Origin of the sequence: Iocasia fonsfrigidae (assembly GCF_017751145.1) — a bacterium.
GTDB lineage: Bacteria > Bacillota > Halanaerobiia > Halanaerobiales > DTU029 > Iocasia > Iocasia fonsfrigidae.
Map to the genome: position 1 here is coordinate 1,505,547 of NZ_CP046640.1, position 18,701 is coordinate 1,524,247.

Consider the following 18,701-nt stretch of genomic DNA (forward strand, 5'->3'; position numbering starts at 1 on the left):
AGGAGGGTAAGATGCAATCCAATTTTGCTTTTTTAAAAAAACATAAGATGTATAATGTTTTTTCCGGGGCCTGTATAGAAGCAGAAAAGAGTTTAGTTATCTCATATGCTACTACCGCTATCTTGACCCGCAGGGCCCTGGAGTTAGCGATTAAATGGCTGTATAGTTTTGATGAAGACTTAACTGTTCCCTACCAGGTTAATTTATCATCTTTAATACATGACCACACCTTTAGGGCAGTCATCGATACCCGCTTATTCCCTATGCTTAGGTATATACAGAAGTTGGGTAATAAAGCCGTTCATACCAATAAAGCTATTACTAGAGAACAGGCAGTCCTGGCCCTTAAAAACCTATTTGAGTTTATCTCCTGGATTGATTACTGTTACTCTGATGAATTAAATACCTCTGAGTTTGAAGAGGGCCTTCTCCACGACAGTGAAGAAGAGAAAAAGACCCGCCAGGAACTACAGGATTTATATGAACGGTTAAGTTCGAAAGACAGGAAACTGGAAGAAGTAATCGAAGAAAATGAAGCCCTCCGCAAGAAAATGACTGCTAAGAGGGTAGATAATGAACAGCAGCGTGACTTTGCAGTAGATGAAATAAGCGAATTTAAGACCCGTAAGATGTATATAGATTTAGAAATAGAATTATCCGGCTGGGATGTTGGGAATGACTGCCTCGAAGAAGTTGAGGTTGCTAATATGCCGAATGGTTCAGGGCTTGGTTATGTAGACTATGTCCTTTATGGTGATAACGGGAAACCTCTGGCTTTAATAGAGGCTAAAAAAACAAGTGTTGACCCCAGGGTAGGCAAGAAACAAGCCAAACTCTATGCCGATTGTTTGGAAAAAGAGTATCAGGTCAGGCCAGTTATCTTCTATACAAATGGCTTTGAATATTATCTCTGGGATGATGTAAGTTATCCAGAGCGGAGGGTAGCTGGTATCTATACAAAAAATGAATTAGAATGGCTGTTCTTTAAAAGGGAAAATAAGCAGTCTTTAAAATCACCTCAGATTAGAGATGAGATTACTAATAGACCATATCAAAAGATGGCTATCCAGGCTGTCTGTGAATCATTAGCAAGGGGCCGCCGGAAGGCATTACTGGTTATGGCGACTGGTTCTGGTAAGACCAGGACAGCGATTTCCATAGTAGATGTTTTATCTAAGAAAGGCTGGCTAAAGAATGTCCTCTTTCTGGCTGACAGGGTAGCCCTGGTCAAACAGGCCCAGAAAAGTTTCCGGAATTTGCTGCCAGAATTATCACTCTGTAATTTGCTTGATAACAAGGACAATCCTGAAAGTAGAATGGTTTTCTCTACCTATCCCACGATGATGAATGCTATTGATGCTACTAAAAGTGATGATGGTTCAAAGTTATTTAGTTCTGGACACTTTGATTTAATTATTGTTGATGAATCACATCGGAGTATTTATAAAAAATATCAGGCTATCTTTGACTACTTTGACGCCATACTTTTAGGTCTTACTGCTACACCTAAAAATGACCTGGATAAGAATACCTATGAGGTCTTTGACCTGGAGAATAATGTACCGACATATGCCTATGAATTAGAAGAGGCTGTGAATGATGGATATCTGGTACCATACCATACTGTTGAAACCAGAATGAAGTTTATGGAAAAAGGTATCCATTATGATGATCTTAGTGATGAAGAGAAAGAAAAATTTGAAGAGACTTTTGATGATGATATCAGAGATATTAGTGGTGATGAGTTAAATAGTTTTCTATTTAACAATAATACAGTAGACACAGTCCTGCAAGACTTAATGGAGAAGGGGATTAAGGTTGAAGGTGGCGATAAGTTAGGTAAGACGATTATTTTTGCTAAAAACAAAAAGCATGCTGATTTCATAGTTGAGCGCTTTGATGCTTTATATCCTAGCTATAAGAGTAGTTTTGTAGAAAAAATTTATACTGGTTTACCCTATGTTGAGACTGTTCTTGATGATTTCTCAACCAAGGACAAACTGCCTCAGATTGCTGTCTCAGTGGATATGTTAGATACTGGGATTGATATACCTGAAATAGTTAATCTAGTGTTTTTCAAAAAGGTTCGTTCAAAATCCAAGTTCTGGCAGATGATTGGACGGGGGACCAGACTCTGTGAAGATCTTTTTGCTGTTGGTAAACATAAGGAGAAATTTAGGATTTTTGATTATTGCTCTAATTTTGAGTATTTTAGGGAAAATAAAAAGGGTGAAGAGGCCAAAATCACTAAGTCTTTGACCGAAAAATTATTTAATATTAAAGTTGATATTATTAAACAACTTCAACACCTTGAATTTCAAAGAGATAATTTTATTAACTATCGAGCAGAATTGATTGCTGAATTAGTAAAGAATATAGCTCAAATTGATCAAAGTTCTTTTAATGCTCGCATGAAGATCAAGTATCTACATAAGTACAAGGAAAGGGATACCTGGAATGATATTACAGAGCAAAAAGTTCGTGAAATAGAGGAGCATATTACTCCGTTAATAAATCCCATAGACGATGATGAATTAGCTAAACGCTTTGATTACTTAATGTTAACTATAGAATATGCTGACCTTAAGGGTATTTTAGCCTCAAAACCTAAAATGAAAGTAGTTACAACAGCAGAGAGATTATCCCGGATTGGTAATATTGAAGTAGTTAAACAGCAGGAAGAATTGATACTGAAGGTACAGACTGAGCAGTTCTGGGAAGATGCTGATATTTTTGACTATGAAATGGTCAGAAAAGCCTTTAGGGACTTGATAAAGTTTATTGACACAAAATCCCGTGATATTTACTATACAGATTTTACTGATGAGGTCCTGGAAGTTACAGAAAATCCTGGTGACTTTTCAGTTAATAACCTGCAGAACTATAGGAAAAAAGTAAACCAGTATCTTAGAGAACATCAGGATGAATTGGTTATCTATAAAATAAGAAATAATAAAGCTGTTACTGAAAATGATCTTAAACACTTGGAAGATTTATTATGGCATGAACTCGGTTCAAAAGAGGATTATGAAAAGGAATATGGTGATGAACCACTCTTAAGATTTGTATCTAAAGTAGTCGGCCTGGAAGTAGCAGCAGCCAATGAAGCTTTTTCAGAATTCTTAAGTGATGAAAGCCTTAATTCAAATCAGATGGAGTTTGTTAAGCTTATTATCAATTATATTGTGAAAAACGGAATCATGGATAAAGAAATCCTTAATGAACACCCTTTTAATAAGTTTGGCAATGTTGTTCATTTGTTTGAAGATAAAATAGCAACAGCTAAAAGAATTATTAAAAAGATAGATGAATTAAACGCCAGGATTGATGTTGGTTGAATTTTCTTAATGACATACCTTAGGTATTCTTACTAAAACTATGTGGTGGTGAAAGAAATGAAAATATTAATAACACCTATGGCTGCAATGGCTGAAACAAGTGGACCTTTTTCAAGAACTAAAATAATAGCTAATGCATGTTTAAAAAAAGGACATGAAGTTGCACTATGTGCTGCGGAAGATGTTAATTATCAACCTATCAAAGGAGTTAAAAACTACTATGCACCTATTCCCTCACCATTTGGTTTACCTATGTTTTTAGGAAAGAATTTATTTAAATTAGCCCAAAGATTGGGAATTCAAAAGAGAAAAACAGTTCATAGTTATGAAGAAGTACTTCATATAACTGGAGCTATAAGTAAAACTCATTTTAAAAAAGATGTTAATAGTATTCAAAAAGCCATTAAAGAATTTGATCCTGATATAGTCTATGCAGAATTTAGGATTGCAGCAATAGTAGCTGCAAAACTTACAAATAAAAAAGTAATAACTAGTTATAGTTACCCAGTACAAGCTTCATATGCCAGTAATACAGAGTATAGTAAACATGTAAACCAATTATTAAGAGAAGATAACTTGCCCGCAATAGAGTCAGTATTAGAAATATTTAATTGGGGTGATTTAAAAATAGTACCAAGTATATATAAGTTAGAACCAATAGAAGATGAGGGTGTAATATTTGTAGGAGCTTTAAATTCATATAGTGAAAATTTTAGTGGTGTCAAAAAACGAGATAAGATAGTTGTTTATATGGGGAATGGGACAATAACTCCCAAACGACAGATAGAAGTGATGAAAGAGACTTTTTTAGATTCCAGTTATGAAGTATATATTGCAACTAAGCAATTAGCAAGTTTTAAAGAAAAAAATATAACTGTTGCTGAAAGATTTGATTTTAGCAAACTAATGCCTGAAACTATAGCTTACATAAATCATGGTGGACAAAATAGTATTGTAGATGGATTAGTGTATGGCGTGCCTCAAATAGTTTGTCCAGGTAAAATATTTGAAAGGAAATATAATGCCCAGTCAATTGATAAGATAGGAGCTGGAAAGATATTATTAGAGAAAGAATTTAAATCTTCTAGTATAAAAAATATAATTAAGGAATTTAATCAGACTAAAAAATATTATAAAAATGCTAAGAAGTTAGGAGAACAATTAAAAAAATTTGGAGGAGCAGAAAAAATTGTAGAAGTAATAGAAAAATTACATAACGGTGGGTACATTACCTAATAAAATATTGTATTCTCGGGATTGGAAAGACAGTAAGCTGATAATAAAGGCTATAGTCATTTCTTTAAATATCAAAGTCTGGAATAATATAAAGACATCCTTAAATGATATCATTATTAAAAACTATTGCTGAAGATACTGTTGGATATGGAGTAATTGATACAATCACAGGGGATATCCCTCAGTTAGCAGTTCATATGGATTATCGTCGCCAAGGAATTGCTTATAATATTTTACAAAGATTAATACAGTACACAGAATCACAAAATGTAAATTTTATTTATATTGATAATAAATGCCTTAGTATCTTTAAATTTCTCCAAAACTTAATTTGATAGACCAGTATGAAATGATATTAAATATTTAAATATCATTGATTTGTGTAAATAAGAAAATGATATGAATGAAGGGATTGAAAACATATGAGAAAATTCTATTATTTTTTTTTATACTGATATTTGCTGTGGCCATTCCGGTTTTAGCAGATGAATCTGGCGTAGAAGTCAGGTATAATATTAAAGTTAAAGAAGATTATTTCGATGTAAAGGCAGAACTTACAGGTGTATCACAGAATGAGGTTATTATTGCTTTTGAGGAACTATTTGATTGTGTTGAGGATTTGAAATTTTATAATGAAGATGATAAGGCATTAGATGTTAGTATTTTGGATAAAGGAGTTTATAAAATAAACTTAGCAGGGTCGGAGAATATTAATTTGTACTATAATTATAGACCTGATGAAGTGGAACACGATTACCATTACCCCACTCTTATTTCAAGTTATCTACATATTCCTGGAGAGAGTTTTTTCATCAGGCTTTATGACCGAGAAAGTCAAATTGGCGATTATAGCGATTCACTGGTTAAAAATTTCAGACTAAAAATAGAAGAATTACCTGCCGAATGGGATCTTTTAACAACTTATCCTGTTGATGAAGAGGGTTATATTTTAATACATACTTATGAGTCATTACTGAGTGCTGGTGATTATGATAGATATACATTTTCTATAGGAGTCAGTAAGGTAATTATTGCTGTAGATAGTGAGAATAAAATTTCTTTTGAAAACTATATTGACGAAATTGAGGATATATTTGAAAATTATTATAATATTTTTGCTAAGGTACCAGGCAACCAAAACATTATTGTACTTAATCAAAGTAGGAAAGAATTCAATGAGTATTCATCTTCACTGGGTGGCCAGGCCAAAAAAGATAATGTAATAATTGAAATAGGTGGAATTAATGATAATAATATTGATAGGCATAAGGCATCAGTATTGGGTCATATTGGCCACGAAGTTATGCACCTCTGGGTGCCATGGGGATTCAATATAGCTGGCGATTGGTCCTGGCTCTGGGAAGGGGTAGCAGAATATAAAAGTTACCAGGTGCTTCAGGACTTAAGTTTGATTTCAAATGATGAATTTGAGAAAGCATTGCTGGAAAGACGGCTTAAAAATTATTATAGAAATGAATTAAAAGATAGTATAGATTTAATTACTGTCTCTACTGCTCAGGAAGGTCAGCCTGGTTATAGTTCTATGCTGTATGATAAAGGAACGCTACTTATTTATTTGCTTGATCAGGAATTGCATAAAAAGGGTAGGGATATAAATGATTTTTTAAGTGAATTATATCAGGAATATGGAGTAACTAATAAGCCACTGGGAAATGGTCAACTAGTTTCTTTTATTAATGCATATCTGGGGGATAATACTTTTACTGAAAAATATGTTACTGGGACAGCACCAATTAGTAGATATTCTATAGGTCTGTGGTTTAGATATCAGGATATTGTATTGCGGTCTTATCTGGGAACACCACCATTTCCATATCCCTGGGATTTAATTGTTGTTCTTTTTATTTTGATTTTTGTTTTTACATTGATATGGCTTATTGTAAAAAAAGTTAGAGACTAAAAGTTTTCATTTTAGCTGCAGGATGTTATTTTAAAGATTTTATTTGTTGAAAATATGATTAATTAATTGAGGAAATATAGGGGGTGATAAGAGCTTATGGGAAAATCTTTATCTGAAATGACATTAGAAGAACTTTGGCAATTGTTTCCGATAATTTTACGCAAACATAATCCTGAGTATAAAAAATGGTATTTTAATGAAAAAGAGAAGATTAAAAAAGCAGTTGGCGTGAATACAATTGAACGAATTAATCATATCGGGAGTAGCGCAGTTGCAGGATTGATTGCAAAGCCAACAGTAGATATTTTGTTAGAAGTTGATTGCAATAGTGATATTGATAATTTAAAATTAAGGCTAAAAAATGCAGGTTGGATACTTATGGCATCTGAGAATGAACCCGATTTAAAAATGTCATTTAATAAAGGGTATACACCAGATGGATTTGCTGAAAAAGTATTTCATCTTCATGTCCGATTTTTAGGAGATTGGGATGAATTATATTTTAGAGATTATCTTATAATTCATAAAGAGGTAGCTAAAAAATATGGTGAACTCAAACAAAAACTAGAAAGACAGTATAAGCATAATAGAGACGGGTATACAGAGGCAAAAACAGAATTTATTAAAAAATGGACCAAGCAAGCAAGACATGAATTTCCTAATAGATATATGCCATAAAAATTAATAAAACTAGAAGCCAATCCATATTATGAAGAATATAAGAGTTATTACAATAAAAGACTAAAAAGAAACAGCTTGCTGTCTGCTAGTAACGGATAGTTTTAAATAAATTGAGCTGTATGAGGGGAAACTTTCATGTACGGTTCTTAGGGGAGGAAGAGGGAGGGATCAGTTTGAAAATAAGGGAATTTTCTCGAAAAACAGGTTTAACTACATATACACTAAGGTATTATGAAAAAATAGGCTTATTACAACCAGAAAGAGATAAGGCTAATCATAGAGATTATAATGAAAATGACCTGGATTGGATAGACTTGCTACAAAAATTGAAGAGTACTGGTATGCCCTTAAAAGATATCAAAGAGTTTTCTAACTTAGTTTTAACTGGAGATAATACTATTCCGCAAAGGATAAAAATTTTGGAGAAGCATCAAGAAAAGGTAATAGAACAATTAACTGAATTTAATGACTGTCTTGATAAAGTTAATTTTAAGATTAAATATTATAGGGGAGTGTTGAAAAGTAATATCAGGGAAGCGTAGCATAAAACTCTTGACTTAGAGTAAACTCTAAGAATTATAATATTGATAATAATTGATAAGGAGTTGAAATAATGCAGGAGTTTACAAGAAAGATTGGAGAAATTAAAGTAAGTGCAATGGGGCTGGGTTGTTGGGCAATTGGTGGTCAGTTTTTCTTAGATGGTAAAGCAGATGGTTATGGAAATGTTGAGAATGGGGAATCTATACGTGCTGTCCGTCAGGCATATGATCTTGGTATTACTTTTTTTGATACTGCTGATGCATATGGTGCTGGTCATAGTGAAGTTTTGTTGGGTAAAGCCTTAAAGGGAATCAGGGATAAGGTAGTGATTGCCAGTAAATTTGGTAATCTTTATAATGAAGAAACCAAAGAAGTGTCTGGTGTGGATTACAGTCCTGGTTATATTCGAAAAGCTCTGAAGGAATCTCTACGTCGTCTACAGACAGATTATATTGATCTTTACCTACTACATATCTGGTCACTGCCAGAAGAAGAAGCAGAGATAGTTGCTGAGACTCTTGACGAACTTGTGCAAGAGGGTTTGATTAGAGCTTATGGATGGAGCACAGACCTTTTAGATTGTGCAAAAATGTTCGCTTCCAGAAAAAATTGCAGTGCTATTGAACACAATTTAAATATTTTTGAAAGTGCTGAAGCTATAATTGATATATGTGAATCTAATAATTTAGCAAGTATCAATAGAAGTCCTTTGGCTATGGGACTATTATCTGGTAAATTTAATACAAATACAAAACTCCCCCAAAATGACGTAAGGGGTGCTGGTCATGAATGGGTACAGTATTTTGAAGATGGTAAGCCTAAACAGGAGTTCTTGGATAAATTGTCTTCAGCAAGGGAGATATTAACAAGTGGTGGCCGTAGTCTTGTACAGGGTGCTTTGGCTTATATCTGGGCAGTAGGTGATAACACTATTCCTATTCCCGGGTTTAGAAATGTAAAGCAGGCTGAAGAAAATGCACGAGCTATGGAATTTGGTCCATTATCTAAAGAACAAATTAATGAGATAGATTACATATTGGGACGAAAATAAGATGTTCTCCCAATTTATTTAACTATATTGATGTTGAAAGCTTAAATTAGCCCCTTTTAGCATAAGATAAAGAAGAACAAAAAGCCTTAGCTCAGGATATTGCTAAGGCTTTAAAGGCTGATACAGTCGAAGAAAAAAATCTGTATAAATATAATTCATTGTCCATGGTGCTCTTCAGCATCTTCTTTAGTTTCATGAACTGTACCACGTGGATGCTCAGGTGGAGCATATATAGAGTACAATTTAAGTGGTGTACGACCTGTATTTATCAGATTGTGCCATTTACCAGCAGGTATAAATATTGCATAGTCATCATAGACTTTTGCTCTAAAATCTAACTGATCTCTTCTATCACCCATCATAACGAAACCTTGCCCTTCTTCAATGCGTATGAATTGATCAACGTCAGGATGCATTTCTAAACCTATGTCATCATCTGGATTGATGTTCATTAAGGTGAGTTGTAAATATTCTCCTGTCCATAAAGCGATACGAAAATAGTCATTTTGCTTAGTAATTTCTTCAATATTAACCACAAATGGACATGGACCATAGTCTTTTAACCTAGTACGTCTTAATGGGTGACGTGGGTTAAATATATAATCATTATGCATATTGTTCATTCCTTTCATAGGTTTTTTAATATAATATGTTATATGTTTAGGATAAGTTCAAAGACTTATAGATGCCCTAAAATTCTCGCTCATTCTAACAAAAACAATTTCATTTGGACTAATGAAATATCCAATGATAGTTACAAATGTAGTATGGTTACTGAATGATATTTGGGGATAGGCCAGTGAAATAACATTTACTAAATAAATAGGTATAAAGAAGGAGTAAGGGTTTGTTTTGAAGAATATAAAGGAAGGCTTAAGAGAATATTTGACTGAAAGGAGTATTAAAAATGAAAATATTTTAGCTGATGCCTTAAATAATCAGGAGATAGCCGGGGCGGGTATAGATGTATTTGAAATGGAACCACCTATACCTGGGGAACATTCTTTATTAAATTCAAAAAGATGGCTGGGATAAAAATACGGCCATCTATGCAATAGAGGATTGGTCTTCTAAAAAATAATTTTACAATAAATAAGTAGGAGTGACAAAATTTATGAATAATAATTTTGTTGAAGTAAGTATATATCAAGTTAAACCTGATAAGACAAAAGAGTTTGAAGAGGTAATAAAAGAAATGAAAACTTTTCTTGAAGAAAATAGCGAGTTAATAAATTTTAAAGTAATGAAGAGAACACATCGTATAAAAGATTATGATTCAATAAAAAAAGGTGAACCCCCAGTAAAAATAAAAAGAATTATAAAATCAGTGAAATATGCTTTATATTGGGAGATGAATGATGAGGAAATTCATGGTAAGTTAACCAAAGATATTTTTCAGGAATTCCGAAAAAGGTTAAATAAACTTCTTATAGTACCTGAAGATAAATATTTAGGAGAAAGAATTATTTAAAGAAAATAGCCATCGATCACATACCGCTGAATGTTTAAGATCTTTTATAGTAAACTTCTATAAAATCTGGTTAAGAGGAGAAATCTATGAGTTTTTATAATATGTTTGAAAGTTTCCCAGTTATTAAAACTGACCGATTAGTTCTTAGAGAAATTGATTTAAGTGATGCTAATGATATCTTTGCTTATTTTTCTGATGATGAAGTTACCAGATATTTAGACTTTAGCAGTATTAGTGAAGTTGACATGGCTAGAAAGTTTATCCAAAGAATCTCTGATGGATTTATAATGAAAGAAATTATCAGGTGGGCAATTACTTTAAAAGATCAAGATAGAGTAATTGGAATTTATGACCCAAGGCCGCGGGCCCGCGGTACGATCATATAACAACAATGAGTTTACGGTTCCACTCGTAACGTCGCTTCACCCAAATTGCTGAGCCTAAGCCAAATCTGGCTAAGGCTCAAAAACTTGGTAAACTTGGTTCGTTATATGACATTGTGTATTGTATGTAGAATACTATATTCGAAAAAAGAGGGAGAAAGAATAATGGAATTTACAGAAGTAATAAATAAAAGAAGAACAATTAGGGATTTTTCGGATAAAAAAGTTTCAGATGAAGTAATATTTAGTTCTTTACAGTCTGGCCTTAAAGCACCAAGTTACAATCATTTAAAACAATGGGATTTTATCTTAGTTAAAAAACAAAATGTAAGATATGCACTAACTCAAACTGAGCAAATGGTCGAAGAAGTAACAGATGAATTAAAACAAACTTTTGATAATTATGATAGTCTAAGCAAAGAAATGTATCTAGATGCAATTCCAAAGCAAAAAAGAATGTTATTAGAGGCTCCAGAAGTACTAGTTGTTGTTTATAAGCCTAAGACAACAATAATAGAAAGCAAAAAAATATATGATCTTAATGGACTAGCATCAGTTTGGTGCTGTATAGAAAATATATTGTTAACTTTAGCATATAATAATGTTTTTGGGGTTGCTTTTATACCTAAAAATACAATGGCTGTGAAAAAGATTCTAAATATACCAAATAAATTAGAAGTTGCCGCTATAATTCCATTTGGATATAAATCTGAAAATGCTAAAATTGTTCCACAGAAAGAAGTTGACATAGAAACAAAATTGCATATAAACAAATGGTAAATAAAATATTTGTTTAAAATTTATGATTAAAAATCCATGCACAACCTCACATAACAAACAGGAGTATTTCCACAATTGCAAGAAAGCTGCTACTTTTATTTTAGGGCCAATAGCTGATAAATTAGAGGAAGCATTATTATTTTTAAAGGAAAAGGTTAGTTTAGATAAAAACATTTAAATTTAGGACTAAGAGAGAATTTGACTGAAAGGGGTATTAAAAATGAAAATAGTAATGTTAGAATCAATAAGTATTTCAGAAAAAGAATTGAGAAAATATCGAAAAAAGCTTGAAGATGCAGGACACCAATTAATTGTTTATCAGGACAGGGTTGAGGATGAGAATCTTTTGATAGAAAGGGCCGGGGATGCTGATATTTTGATTATTACTAATCTGCCCCTTTCTGAAAAAGTAATAAACTCTTGTCCAAACTTAAAAATGATTTCAGTAGCATTTACTGGGGTTGATCATATTGATATGAAAGCCTGCAAAGCAAATGATGTACTTGTATGTAATTCTTCGGGTTATGCCGATCAGGCAGTTGCAGAGCTGGTATTTGGAATGATAATTTCTATTATGCGAAATATTAAGTCTTGTGATGATGTAACCCGGTCTGGTGGTACCAGATCAGGTCTAATAGGTAATGAAATAGCTGGCAAGGTATTCGGAATTGTAGGAATTGGATCTATTGGACTTAAGGTTGCTGAAATAGCTAAGACATTGGGCTGTAAATTATTAGGCTATGCTACTCATCAGAGGGAAGAAGCCCTGAATTTAGGTGTTGAATATCTAAGTTTGGATGAATTAATGAAAAAAAGTGATATTGTTAGTCTGCATGTACCTTTAGTAGAATCTACTAGAAATTTAATAGATAGAGAAAAGCTATCTTTAATGAAAGAAAGTGCAATTTTAATTAATACATCCAGAGGGCCTGTTGTGGATAGTAAGGCTTTAGCTGATGTCTTAAATAATCAGAAGATAGCCGGGGCGGGTATAGATGTATTTGAAATGGAACCACCTATACCTGAAAGACATCCTTTATTAAATTCGAAAAATACAATATTGACCCCACATGCAGCTTTTGCAACAGAGGAGTCTTTTGTAAAAAGGGCAGCTATAGTATTTGATAATATTGAAAAATACCTGGCAGGGAGTCCACAAAATGTTATAAATCTTATTGAATAACCACTAAAAAGCAATTGTTTAGAGTGATTATTTTTAATGGATGTCATTCATTTAGCTGATGGGCAAAAAAAGAACTTTGCAGCAAATTAATGTAATATTCCACGCTAACTTAGATAACAATTGTAATTCTGTAAGTTTATGTTTCCCAAAATTAGGAGAAAACTGCTATATCAATATCACTATATTCATTAGGATTACTTTGCTTACTGTAAAAAAGAAAGAAGGACAAATTCATGGAGTTATCAGAAGTAATAAAAAGGAGAAGATCTGTTAGAAAGTTTAAAAATATTGAGATTAGTCCTGACATAATTAACGACCTATTGGAGAGTGCAAGTCTTGCACCTGAAACAGATGTTAACAGTTATTATTTTGGCGTTATAAATGATAATAATATTAAGAATAAATTAGCAAAAGCGACTTTATGGGCGGAATGGATTGCAGAAGCACCAGTAATATTTGTATGCTGTGTAGATATTAGTTTTGATATAGGAGATCAAAGTGATGATAATTATGGGGTCGTAGGTAATAAGTTGAGATATAATGATGAAATAGTTAATTATCTTAGAGAACATAAAGATCGTAAAGTATGTAAGACATTACTTCACTCTACTCCTGTATATATTGCAGCTCAGCATATAATATTGACTGCAGTTTCTCATAATTTAAGAGGTTGTCTTGTAGATTATATGGATATTGAAAAAATAAATAAAATATTAGATTTACCTGATCATATTACATGTCAAGTGCTAGTCCCGATAGGGTATTCCGATGAAACACCAAAAAAGAAAGGCAAATATAACAAGAAAGAAAGGGTCTTTTATAATAAATGGGTTAAATAAAATAAAGGATTATTAAAAGAGTTGTTAGTGCAATACGTGAAGTCTATAATTATTTGACATTTGTCTGAATGTGATAAAGACTGTTAAAAACAAATAAAACCTCTGGAGATCTTTATTCCAGAAGTTTAATCTGATAAAGGAGATGTATTATTTTCAAGCCAGGTAGTTAACTCATTCTTTGATAGTGTACCTGATGATAGTTGAATCATTATTTTGTAGGTTTCTTTTTCTGAAGCAACAATTTCAAAACCATTTCTTTGTAGGAAAATATCCATAGCTACAAGGGCGATTCTTTTATTGCCATCTATGAATGGATGATTATTACATAAATGAAAGCCGTATGCTGCAGCCATTTTCATTAAGGTATCGTGTAAATAATCACCATCATAAGTTGCTTTAGCTTGTTCAAGTGCAGAGTCTAGTAATTTTTCATCTCGAATTCCATAAGTACCACCATAGATTTGAATAAGTTGATCATAGAAATATAGTATTAGTTCTTTTGGAATAAATATTATGTTTTTCATTTTGACAATTCCTTTAAAGTATTTTTATATTTTTTGTTAGTTTTGTTAAAAGCATCAGCCCATATTTCAAATTCAGGATTGTATGGAGTTAAAGTAAAGCCATCGTTTTTTTCTATAACATGTAGTTCTTCGCCTTCTTTAAGATTATATTTTTCAATAAGTTCTTTTGGAACAGTAAACCCAAAACTATTTCCGACCTTACGTAATTTTATGGATTTCACATTTATCACCTCAATAATATTATAACATTTGTATTACATAATATGCAAGAAGGAAAAAAGAAGTATATGAATAAATAACAGGATTTTATTAAAGATGTATCGATTTCTTCTGTAAAATATAATATTGATCAAATAAAAAGGTATTGAAAATATTACAACAGTAAGGTAATCTTTATTGACAATAAAATTTTTTTGTATTATACTCTCCATAAATGCTAGGAGGGAATAATAATGTATCATCCAAGATTAAAAGGCAGACATTATGAAATGGGAAAAAAGATGGGAAATGTATTCAAAAAATATAATACTAAGTTTCCTATTAATCTTGATTCATTTCAAATTGAATTTGGTAAAGAAAGTGGGAAACTACTAAAACAGTATTTTCCTGAAGCAGCAGCTGAGATTAAAGGAATTACAGATGTAATAGATTATAATAATGAATTATTTACTGCTTGGATTATGTGTATGGGATGTTGTCTTGATATTGATGATGGAAATTCCGTGGAAGTTAAAGGATGTACGGCATTTAGCTTTATGTATAATGGAGATATTTATTATGCAAGAAATAGTGATCTTCCGCCATTTTTAAGAAAGATAAGTAAGAGTATATATTATAGACCGGAAAATGGAAATGAATTTATTATGAATACATCTTCTTTTATAAATGGTGAGGAAGGTATAAATAATCATGGATTGGCTGTTGCAATGACTTTCGTCAAGCCTAAATTAGATGAGATTAAACCAGGCTTTAATTCTGTTTTTTTGGTTCGTTATATATTGGAAAAGTGTAAAACAATAGATGAAGGTATTGATGTTTTGAAAAGACTACCGATAGCTTCGAGTTGTAATATACTTTTGGCAGATAGAAATGAAAAAATGGTAGTAGTAGAATCTAATCCCCTTGAACTGAATATAAGATATCCGGAAAAAAATAAAGATGGTGAAAGCTTTATAATAACAGTAAACCATTTTACTTCAAGAAAGATGAGGAAACATAATGCAAGTAATTATAATATATATCGATCTGAAACCAGGTATAAAACAGCATATAATGCTTTAAGGGATATGGACTATATTGATGGAGTTAAACATGCAAAGAATATATTGAGCGGTGAATATGGTTTTATGTGTCAGTATGATAAAAAATTAGATTTTGATACTATTTGGTCATCAATATTTGATATTAAAAATCTAAATATATATATAGCAGAAGGTAATCCTCTAAGAGCAAAATTTAAAGAGGATAAAAGGTTGTTGAAAGATATAAAAAACGGCGCCGCCTAAATATTTAATTTAATATATCCCTTTCGATGGTATTAAAGATAAAATGTGCAATAAAGATTATTTATATAATTGAAGGATGGTGATAATGTGAAAAAGTGCATTGTAATTACTGGAATAGTTTATTAAAAAATAAAACTTAGGAGGATTTTTATGACTATTCCAGATGAAAAAATATACCCACGGACCAATGACTTTGAAACAATATATTTGAAAGGTACAATTACAAATCCCAATATTATAGTTGGCGATTATACTATGTATAATGATTTTGTGTCTGACCCTACGCAATTCGAAAAGAATAATGTGTTATATCATTATCCCATCAATAAAGATAGATTGATTATTGGCAAGTTTTGTTCCATAGCGTGTGGAGCAAAGTTCCTTTTTACAAGTGCTAATCACACTCTTAAATCACTTTCAACTTATCCATTTCCATTATTCTTTGAAGAATGGAATTTAAATAAAAAGCATGTTAAGTCTGCATGGGATAATAAGGGCGACATTGTAATTGGTAATGATGTTTGGATAGGATATGAAGCAGTTATCTTATCCGGTGTTCATATTGGGGATGGTGCAATTATAGGAACACGAGCAGTTGTAACAAAGGATATTCCTCCATATACAGTTGTTGGGGGTGTTCCTGCGAAAGAAATCAAAAAGCGTTTTGATGAGGAAACAATTAATAAATTACAGCAGATACAATGGTGGAATTGGTCTTTTGATAAGATAGAACAATTTTTACCCTATATTATGAATGGGGAAGTTGATAAGTTACATTTTTAAATAATTTCCCATTGAAGGGGTAAGGTATGGAGAAGGGTTCTTAAGTAGGAGCATGAGGTTATCCTGCTTTAAAGAAAGGACGAAATTAGATTTTTTTAAGTTTGAATCATAATATTAACGAAAAAAGCCATGATGAAATTAATTTCATTATGGCTTTTCTTGTGCGCCTAGCATGGGAGCTTTCTTGTCGATACAAGTCCGATAAGGGGGTTGATAGATAAAATTAACGTTTTGGGAACAAAAATTATATTTTTCATTTAGATAATTCCTTAATGTGTTTCTATATTTGTTATTAGTTTTGTCAAAAGCATTAGCCCATTTTTCAGGATTAAACGGTGTTAAAGTAAAACCATCATTATTTTCTATAAGATGTAATTCTTCGCCTTCTTTAAGATTATATTTTTCAACAAGTTCTTTTGGAACAGTAAAACTGAAACTATTTCCAACTTTACGCAACTTAATAGATTTCATAAATATCACCTCATTAATATTATAACATTTGTATTAATATGCAAAAAGGAGAAAAAAACCTAAGTGCGGTCGCACTAAGGCCTAGAAACGTTGTAAATACGCATCACGTTATCTGGTACGACTGAGCAATGGTATATAGTTTAGTAGGTGGAAATCCTACCTGATAAGATTAAGCCAAATCATCAGTAGCGAGTCTTGGAGTCAATAAAGTGATTTATTGATTTAAGTGTAGACAGTTAGGTAATAGGCCTGAAAGTGATTGAGCCTCGAAATCGTACAATTGGGAAAGGCTGACAGTTTCAGATATCTGGAAAGCAACATTTTATGAGACATTAATGGCTAGTTTCTTAAAACCTCCCCGGGGTCTAAGAGCCAGGCATGTTATACAATGACTATATGATAACTCAGGAGACCCTGCAATTCTTCTGAAAAGAAGTATAGCAAACAACTGATAAAAAGGAAGAATGCTGAAGGTTGCAGGGAGTCGGACAGTTTTCATAGTATTGATGAAGCCGGGTAATGCCGGTGGAGAAAAGGAAAACTGCACGAAATCGTATTTGTTAAGGACACATTAACCACACACAGGGGTGGATAAATAATGTCAACAAAATTAGCAAAGATAGCAATAAAAGCAAAACAAAATCCAAAGACAGTATTCACTTCACTGTATCACTTACTGAATGAGGAATTACTGCTGTTATGTCATCAAGAATTGGAAGCTGGTAAGGCAACAGGTGTAGATGAAGTAACTAAAGCAGAATATGAGGAGAACTTAAAAGAGAATATAAGTGCTCTTGTGAAAAAATTAAAAACACACTCATATAGACCCCAGCCAGTAAGAAGGATATATATACCCAAAGGTAAAGGAAAAGGAAAAGTAAGACCTCTAGGGATACCAGCATATGAAGACAAGCTAGTGCAGCTGGGATTAAAGAAGATACTGGAGCCGATATATGAAGCCATATTTCTGGACATATCATATGGATTTCGACCAGGACTAAGTTGTCATGACGCCTTAAAGAAGCTAAACATAGTAATAGAAAAGCAGAAAATCAGCTATGTGGTAGATGCAGATATAAAGGGATTCTTTGACAATGTAAATCATGAATGGTTAATGAAATTTATAGGAGTAAATATAGCAGATCCGAATATAAAAAGGCTGATAGTAAGGTTTCTCAAAGCTGGAATAATAGAAGATGGGGAACTCACAGCAACTGAGCAGGGAACACCTCAGGGAGCAATAATATCTCCATTACTGGCAAATATATATCTTCATTATGTACTAGACCTATGGTTTATGGGGATAATTGGCAAACATTATCGTATCAACGGTGAAGCTGAGATAGTGCGATACGCTGACGATTATGTATGCTGCTTTCAATACAAAAGAGCAGCAGAGATATTCTTTCATGTACTAAAGAAAAGACTAGCAAAATTCGGTTTAGCACTGGCAGAAGATAAATCCAAGATAATAGAATTTGGTAGATTTGCAGCCAGTAACAGCAGACGATTAGGTAGAGGCAAACCGGAAACCTTTGACTTTCTAGGTTTTACTCACTACTGTAGTACAAGCAGAAAAGGTAGATTTAGGGTAAAACGTAGGACGATGAAGAAAAAAATCAACGCCAAGATAGTAGAATTCACAAGATGGATAAAGCTAAGGAGGAATATGTTGACGACCAACGAAATAGTAGATAAGGTTAAATCCAAGTTGAGAGGACATTATCAATATTATGGAATAACAGATAATAGTAAGTCTATAGATAATTTTAGACAGGCAATTATCAGAATACTATTTAAATGGTTGAATAGAAGAAGTCAGAGGAAAAGCTTTATATGGGAGAAATTTAAGAAATATATAATTGATAAACACATACCAAAAGCAAGAATATGTGTAAATATATATGGATAGTTTTGATTTTATGTGAGATGGAGTGAGGAGCCGGATGCCCGAATTGGGCCCGTCCGGATCTGTGAGGGTTCGGCATCGTG

19 protein-coding genes and 1 pseudogene are annotated in these 18,701 nt (G+C 32.5%); 16 read left to right on the top strand and 4 right to left on the bottom strand.

The window, feature by feature from the left end:
• Positions 1-11 precede the first annotated feature (11 nt).
• The 7 genes from GM661_RS07115 (at position 12) to GM661_RS07140 (ending at position 8,770) form a co-directional block, all read left to right on the top strand.
• Entirely contained in the window at positions 12-3,338 is a 3,327-nt protein-coding gene (locus GM661_RS07115; protein WP_230869390.1) for a DEAD/DEAH box helicase family protein, read from the top strand.
• A 57-nt stretch (positions 3,339-3,395) separates the two neighbouring features.
• Entirely contained in the window at positions 3,396-4,574 is a 1,179-nt protein-coding gene (locus GM661_RS07120) for a nucleotide disphospho-sugar-binding domain-containing protein (protein ID WP_230869391.1), read from the top strand.
• 104 nt (positions 4,575-4,678) lie between these two features.
• Positions 4,679-4,909, top strand: a complete 231-nt coding sequence (locus tag GM661_RS19120; protein ID WP_407929620.1) for a GNAT family N-acetyltransferase — start codon at positions 4,679-4,681, stop codon at positions 4,907-4,909.
• Between the two features lie 68 nt (positions 4,910-4,977).
• Positions 4,978-6,495: a M1 family aminopeptidase gene (locus GM661_RS07125; protein ID WP_230869392.1), complete on the top strand. Its 1,518-nt coding sequence runs from the start codon at positions 4,978-4,980 to the stop codon at positions 6,493-6,495.
• 96 nt (positions 6,496-6,591) lie between these two features.
• Positions 6,592-7,173: a GrpB family protein gene (locus GM661_RS07130; protein ID WP_125989561.1), complete on the top strand. Its 582-nt coding sequence runs from the start codon at positions 6,592-6,594 to the stop codon at positions 7,171-7,173.
• A gap of 176 nt (positions 7,174-7,349) precedes the next feature.
• Entirely contained in the window at positions 7,350-7,718 is a 369-nt protein-coding gene (locus GM661_RS07135; RefSeq protein WP_230869393.1) for a MerR family transcriptional regulator, read from the top strand.
• Positions 7,719-7,789: 71 nt separating this feature from the next.
• Positions 7,790-8,770, top strand: coding sequence for an aldo/keto reductase (locus GM661_RS07140; RefSeq protein WP_230869394.1), 981 nt, complete (start codon positions 7,790-7,792; stop codon positions 8,768-8,770).
• Positions 8,771-8,925: 155 nt separating this feature from the next.
• Here the strand turns inward: GM661_RS07140 and GM661_RS07145 are convergent, their stop codons facing one another.
• A complete protein-coding gene (locus tag GM661_RS07145; RefSeq protein ID WP_125989565.1) occupies positions 8,926-9,384 on the bottom strand; it encodes a cupin domain-containing protein in 459 nt (152 codons plus the stop codon).
• Positions 9,385-9,682: 298 nt separating this feature from the next.
• On the opposite strand from GM661_RS07145, the pseudogene GM661_RS19125 reads away from it, so the two are divergent.
• The 6 genes and pseudogenes from GM661_RS19125 to GM661_RS07175 form a co-directional block, all read left to right on the top strand.
• A pseudogene (locus tag GM661_RS19125) lies at positions 9,683-9,790 on the top strand (NAD(P)-dependent oxidoreductase); the annotation flags it as partial.
• A gap of 94 nt (positions 9,791-9,884) precedes the next feature.
• Entirely contained in the window at positions 9,885-10,241 is a 357-nt protein-coding gene (locus tag GM661_RS07155) for a hypothetical protein (protein WP_230869396.1), read from the top strand.
• An 86-nt stretch (positions 10,242-10,327) separates the two neighbouring features.
• Positions 10,328-10,627 carry a GNAT family N-acetyltransferase gene (locus GM661_RS07160; protein WP_230869397.1) on the top strand — a complete coding sequence of 100 codons (300 nt, stop codon included), beginning with the start codon at positions 10,328-10,330 and terminating at the stop codon, positions 10,625-10,627.
• A gap of 162 nt (positions 10,628-10,789) precedes the next feature.
• Positions 10,790-11,404 carry a nitroreductase family protein gene (locus tag GM661_RS07165; RefSeq protein ID WP_230869398.1) on the top strand — a complete coding sequence of 205 codons (615 nt, stop codon included), beginning with the start codon at positions 10,790-10,792 and terminating at the stop codon, positions 11,402-11,404.
• Positions 11,405-11,624: 220 nt separating this feature from the next.
• Positions 11,625-12,587 carry a 2-hydroxyacid dehydrogenase gene (locus tag GM661_RS07170; RefSeq protein WP_230869399.1) on the top strand — a complete coding sequence of 321 codons (963 nt, stop codon included), beginning with the start codon at positions 11,625-11,627 and terminating at the stop codon, positions 12,585-12,587.
• Positions 12,588-12,820: 233 nt separating this feature from the next.
• The gene (locus GM661_RS07175; RefSeq protein WP_230869400.1) at positions 12,821-13,426 is read left to right on the top strand and encodes a nitroreductase family protein; all 606 of its coding nucleotides are present in this window, start codon (positions 12,821-12,823) and stop codon (positions 13,424-13,426) included.
• 125 nt (positions 13,427-13,551) lie between these two features.
• Here GM661_RS07175 and GM661_RS07180 read toward each other — a convergent pair whose 3' ends face one another.
• Positions 13,552-13,950: a type II toxin-antitoxin system death-on-curing family toxin gene (locus GM661_RS07180; RefSeq protein WP_125989577.1), complete on the bottom strand. Its 399-nt coding sequence runs from the start codon at positions 13,948-13,950 to the stop codon at positions 13,552-13,554.
• Positions 13,947-14,171: an AbrB/MazE/SpoVT family DNA-binding domain-containing protein gene (locus GM661_RS07185; protein WP_125989579.1), complete on the bottom strand. Its 225-nt coding sequence runs from the start codon at positions 14,169-14,171 to the stop codon at positions 13,947-13,949. The genes GM661_RS07180 and GM661_RS07185 overlap by 4 nt, the downstream gene beginning before the upstream one ends.
• A gap of 231 nt (positions 14,172-14,402) precedes the next feature.
• Here GM661_RS07185 and GM661_RS07190 point away from each other — a divergent pair, with 231 nt between their 5' ends.
• Positions 14,403-15,455, top strand: coding sequence for a C45 family autoproteolytic acyltransferase/hydolase (locus GM661_RS07190; RefSeq protein ID WP_230869401.1), 1,053 nt, complete (start codon positions 14,403-14,405; stop codon positions 15,453-15,455).
• A gap of 150 nt (positions 15,456-15,605) precedes the next feature.
• A complete protein-coding gene (locus GM661_RS07195; protein WP_230869402.1) occupies positions 15,606-16,238 on the top strand; it encodes a CatB-related O-acetyltransferase in 633 nt (210 codons plus the stop codon).
• Positions 16,239-16,385: 147 nt separating this feature from the next.
• On the opposite strand, the gene GM661_RS07200 is transcribed toward GM661_RS07195, so the two are convergent.
• Complete coding sequence (locus tag GM661_RS07200; protein ID WP_230869403.1) at positions 16,386-16,709, bottom strand: AbrB/MazE/SpoVT family DNA-binding domain-containing protein; 324 nt, start codon at positions 16,707-16,709, stop codon at positions 16,386-16,388.
• A 598-nt stretch (positions 16,710-17,307) separates the two neighbouring features.
• Here GM661_RS07200 and ltrA point away from each other — a divergent pair.
• Positions 17,308-18,621 carry a group II intron reverse transcriptase/maturase gene (gene ltrA, locus GM661_RS07205; protein ID WP_230869404.1) on the top strand — a complete coding sequence of 438 codons (1,314 nt, stop codon included), beginning with the start codon at positions 17,308-17,310 and terminating at the stop codon, positions 18,619-18,621.
• The last annotated feature ends 80 nt before the right edge of the window (positions 18,622-18,701 follow it).

Coding starts and splice junctions, on each gene's coding strand:
- GM661_RS07195 (WP_230869402.1), top strand. CDS start 15,606: ATGACTATTCCAGATGAAAAAATATACCCACGGACCAATGACTTTGAA.
- GM661_RS07115 (WP_230869390.1), top strand. CDS start 12: ATGCAATCCAATTTTGCTTTTTTAAAAAAACATAAGATGTATAATGTT.
- GM661_RS07170 (WP_230869399.1), top strand. CDS start 11,625: ATGAAAATAGTAATGTTAGAATCAATAAGTATTTCAGAAAAAGAATTG.
- GM661_RS07160 (WP_230869397.1), top strand. CDS start 10,328: ATGAGTTTTTATAATATGTTTGAAAGTTTCCCAGTTATTAAAACTGAC.
- ltrA (WP_230869404.1), top strand. CDS start 17,308: ATGTCAACAAAATTAGCAAAGATAGCAATAAAAGCAAAACAAAATCCA.
- GM661_RS07175 (WP_230869400.1), top strand. CDS start 12,821: ATGGAGTTATCAGAAGTAATAAAAAGGAGAAGATCTGTTAGAAAGTTT.
- GM661_RS07145 (WP_125989565.1), bottom strand. CDS start 9,384: ATGCATAATGATTATATATTTAACCCACGTCACCCATTAAGACGTACT.
- GM661_RS07165 (WP_230869398.1), top strand. CDS start 10,790: ATGGAATTTACAGAAGTAATAAATAAAAGAAGAACAATTAGGGATTTT.
- GM661_RS07180 (WP_125989577.1), bottom strand. CDS start 13,950: ATGAAAAACATAATATTTATTCCAAAAGAACTAATACTATATTTCTAT.
- GM661_RS19120 (WP_407929620.1), top strand. CDS start 4,679: ATGATATCATTATTAAAAACTATTGCTGAAGATACTGTTGGATATGGA.
- GM661_RS07140 (WP_230869394.1), top strand. CDS start 7,790: ATGCAGGAGTTTACAAGAAAGATTGGAGAAATTAAAGTAAGTGCAATG.
- GM661_RS07190 (WP_230869401.1), top strand. CDS start 14,403: ATGTATCATCCAAGATTAAAAGGCAGACATTATGAAATGGGAAAAAAG.
- GM661_RS07130 (WP_125989561.1), top strand. CDS start 6,592: ATGGGAAAATCTTTATCTGAAATGACATTAGAAGAACTTTGGCAATTG.
- GM661_RS07200 (WP_230869403.1), bottom strand. CDS start 16,709: ATGAAATCTATTAAGTTGCGTAAAGTTGGAAATAGTTTCAGTTTTACT.
- GM661_RS07125 (WP_230869392.1), top strand. CDS start 4,978: ATGAAGGGATTGAAAACATATGAGAAAATTCTATTATTTTTTTTTATA.
- GM661_RS07155 (WP_230869396.1), top strand. CDS start 9,885: ATGAATAATAATTTTGTTGAAGTAAGTATATATCAAGTTAAACCTGAT.
- GM661_RS07120 (WP_230869391.1), top strand. CDS start 3,396: ATGAAAATATTAATAACACCTATGGCTGCAATGGCTGAAACAAGTGGA.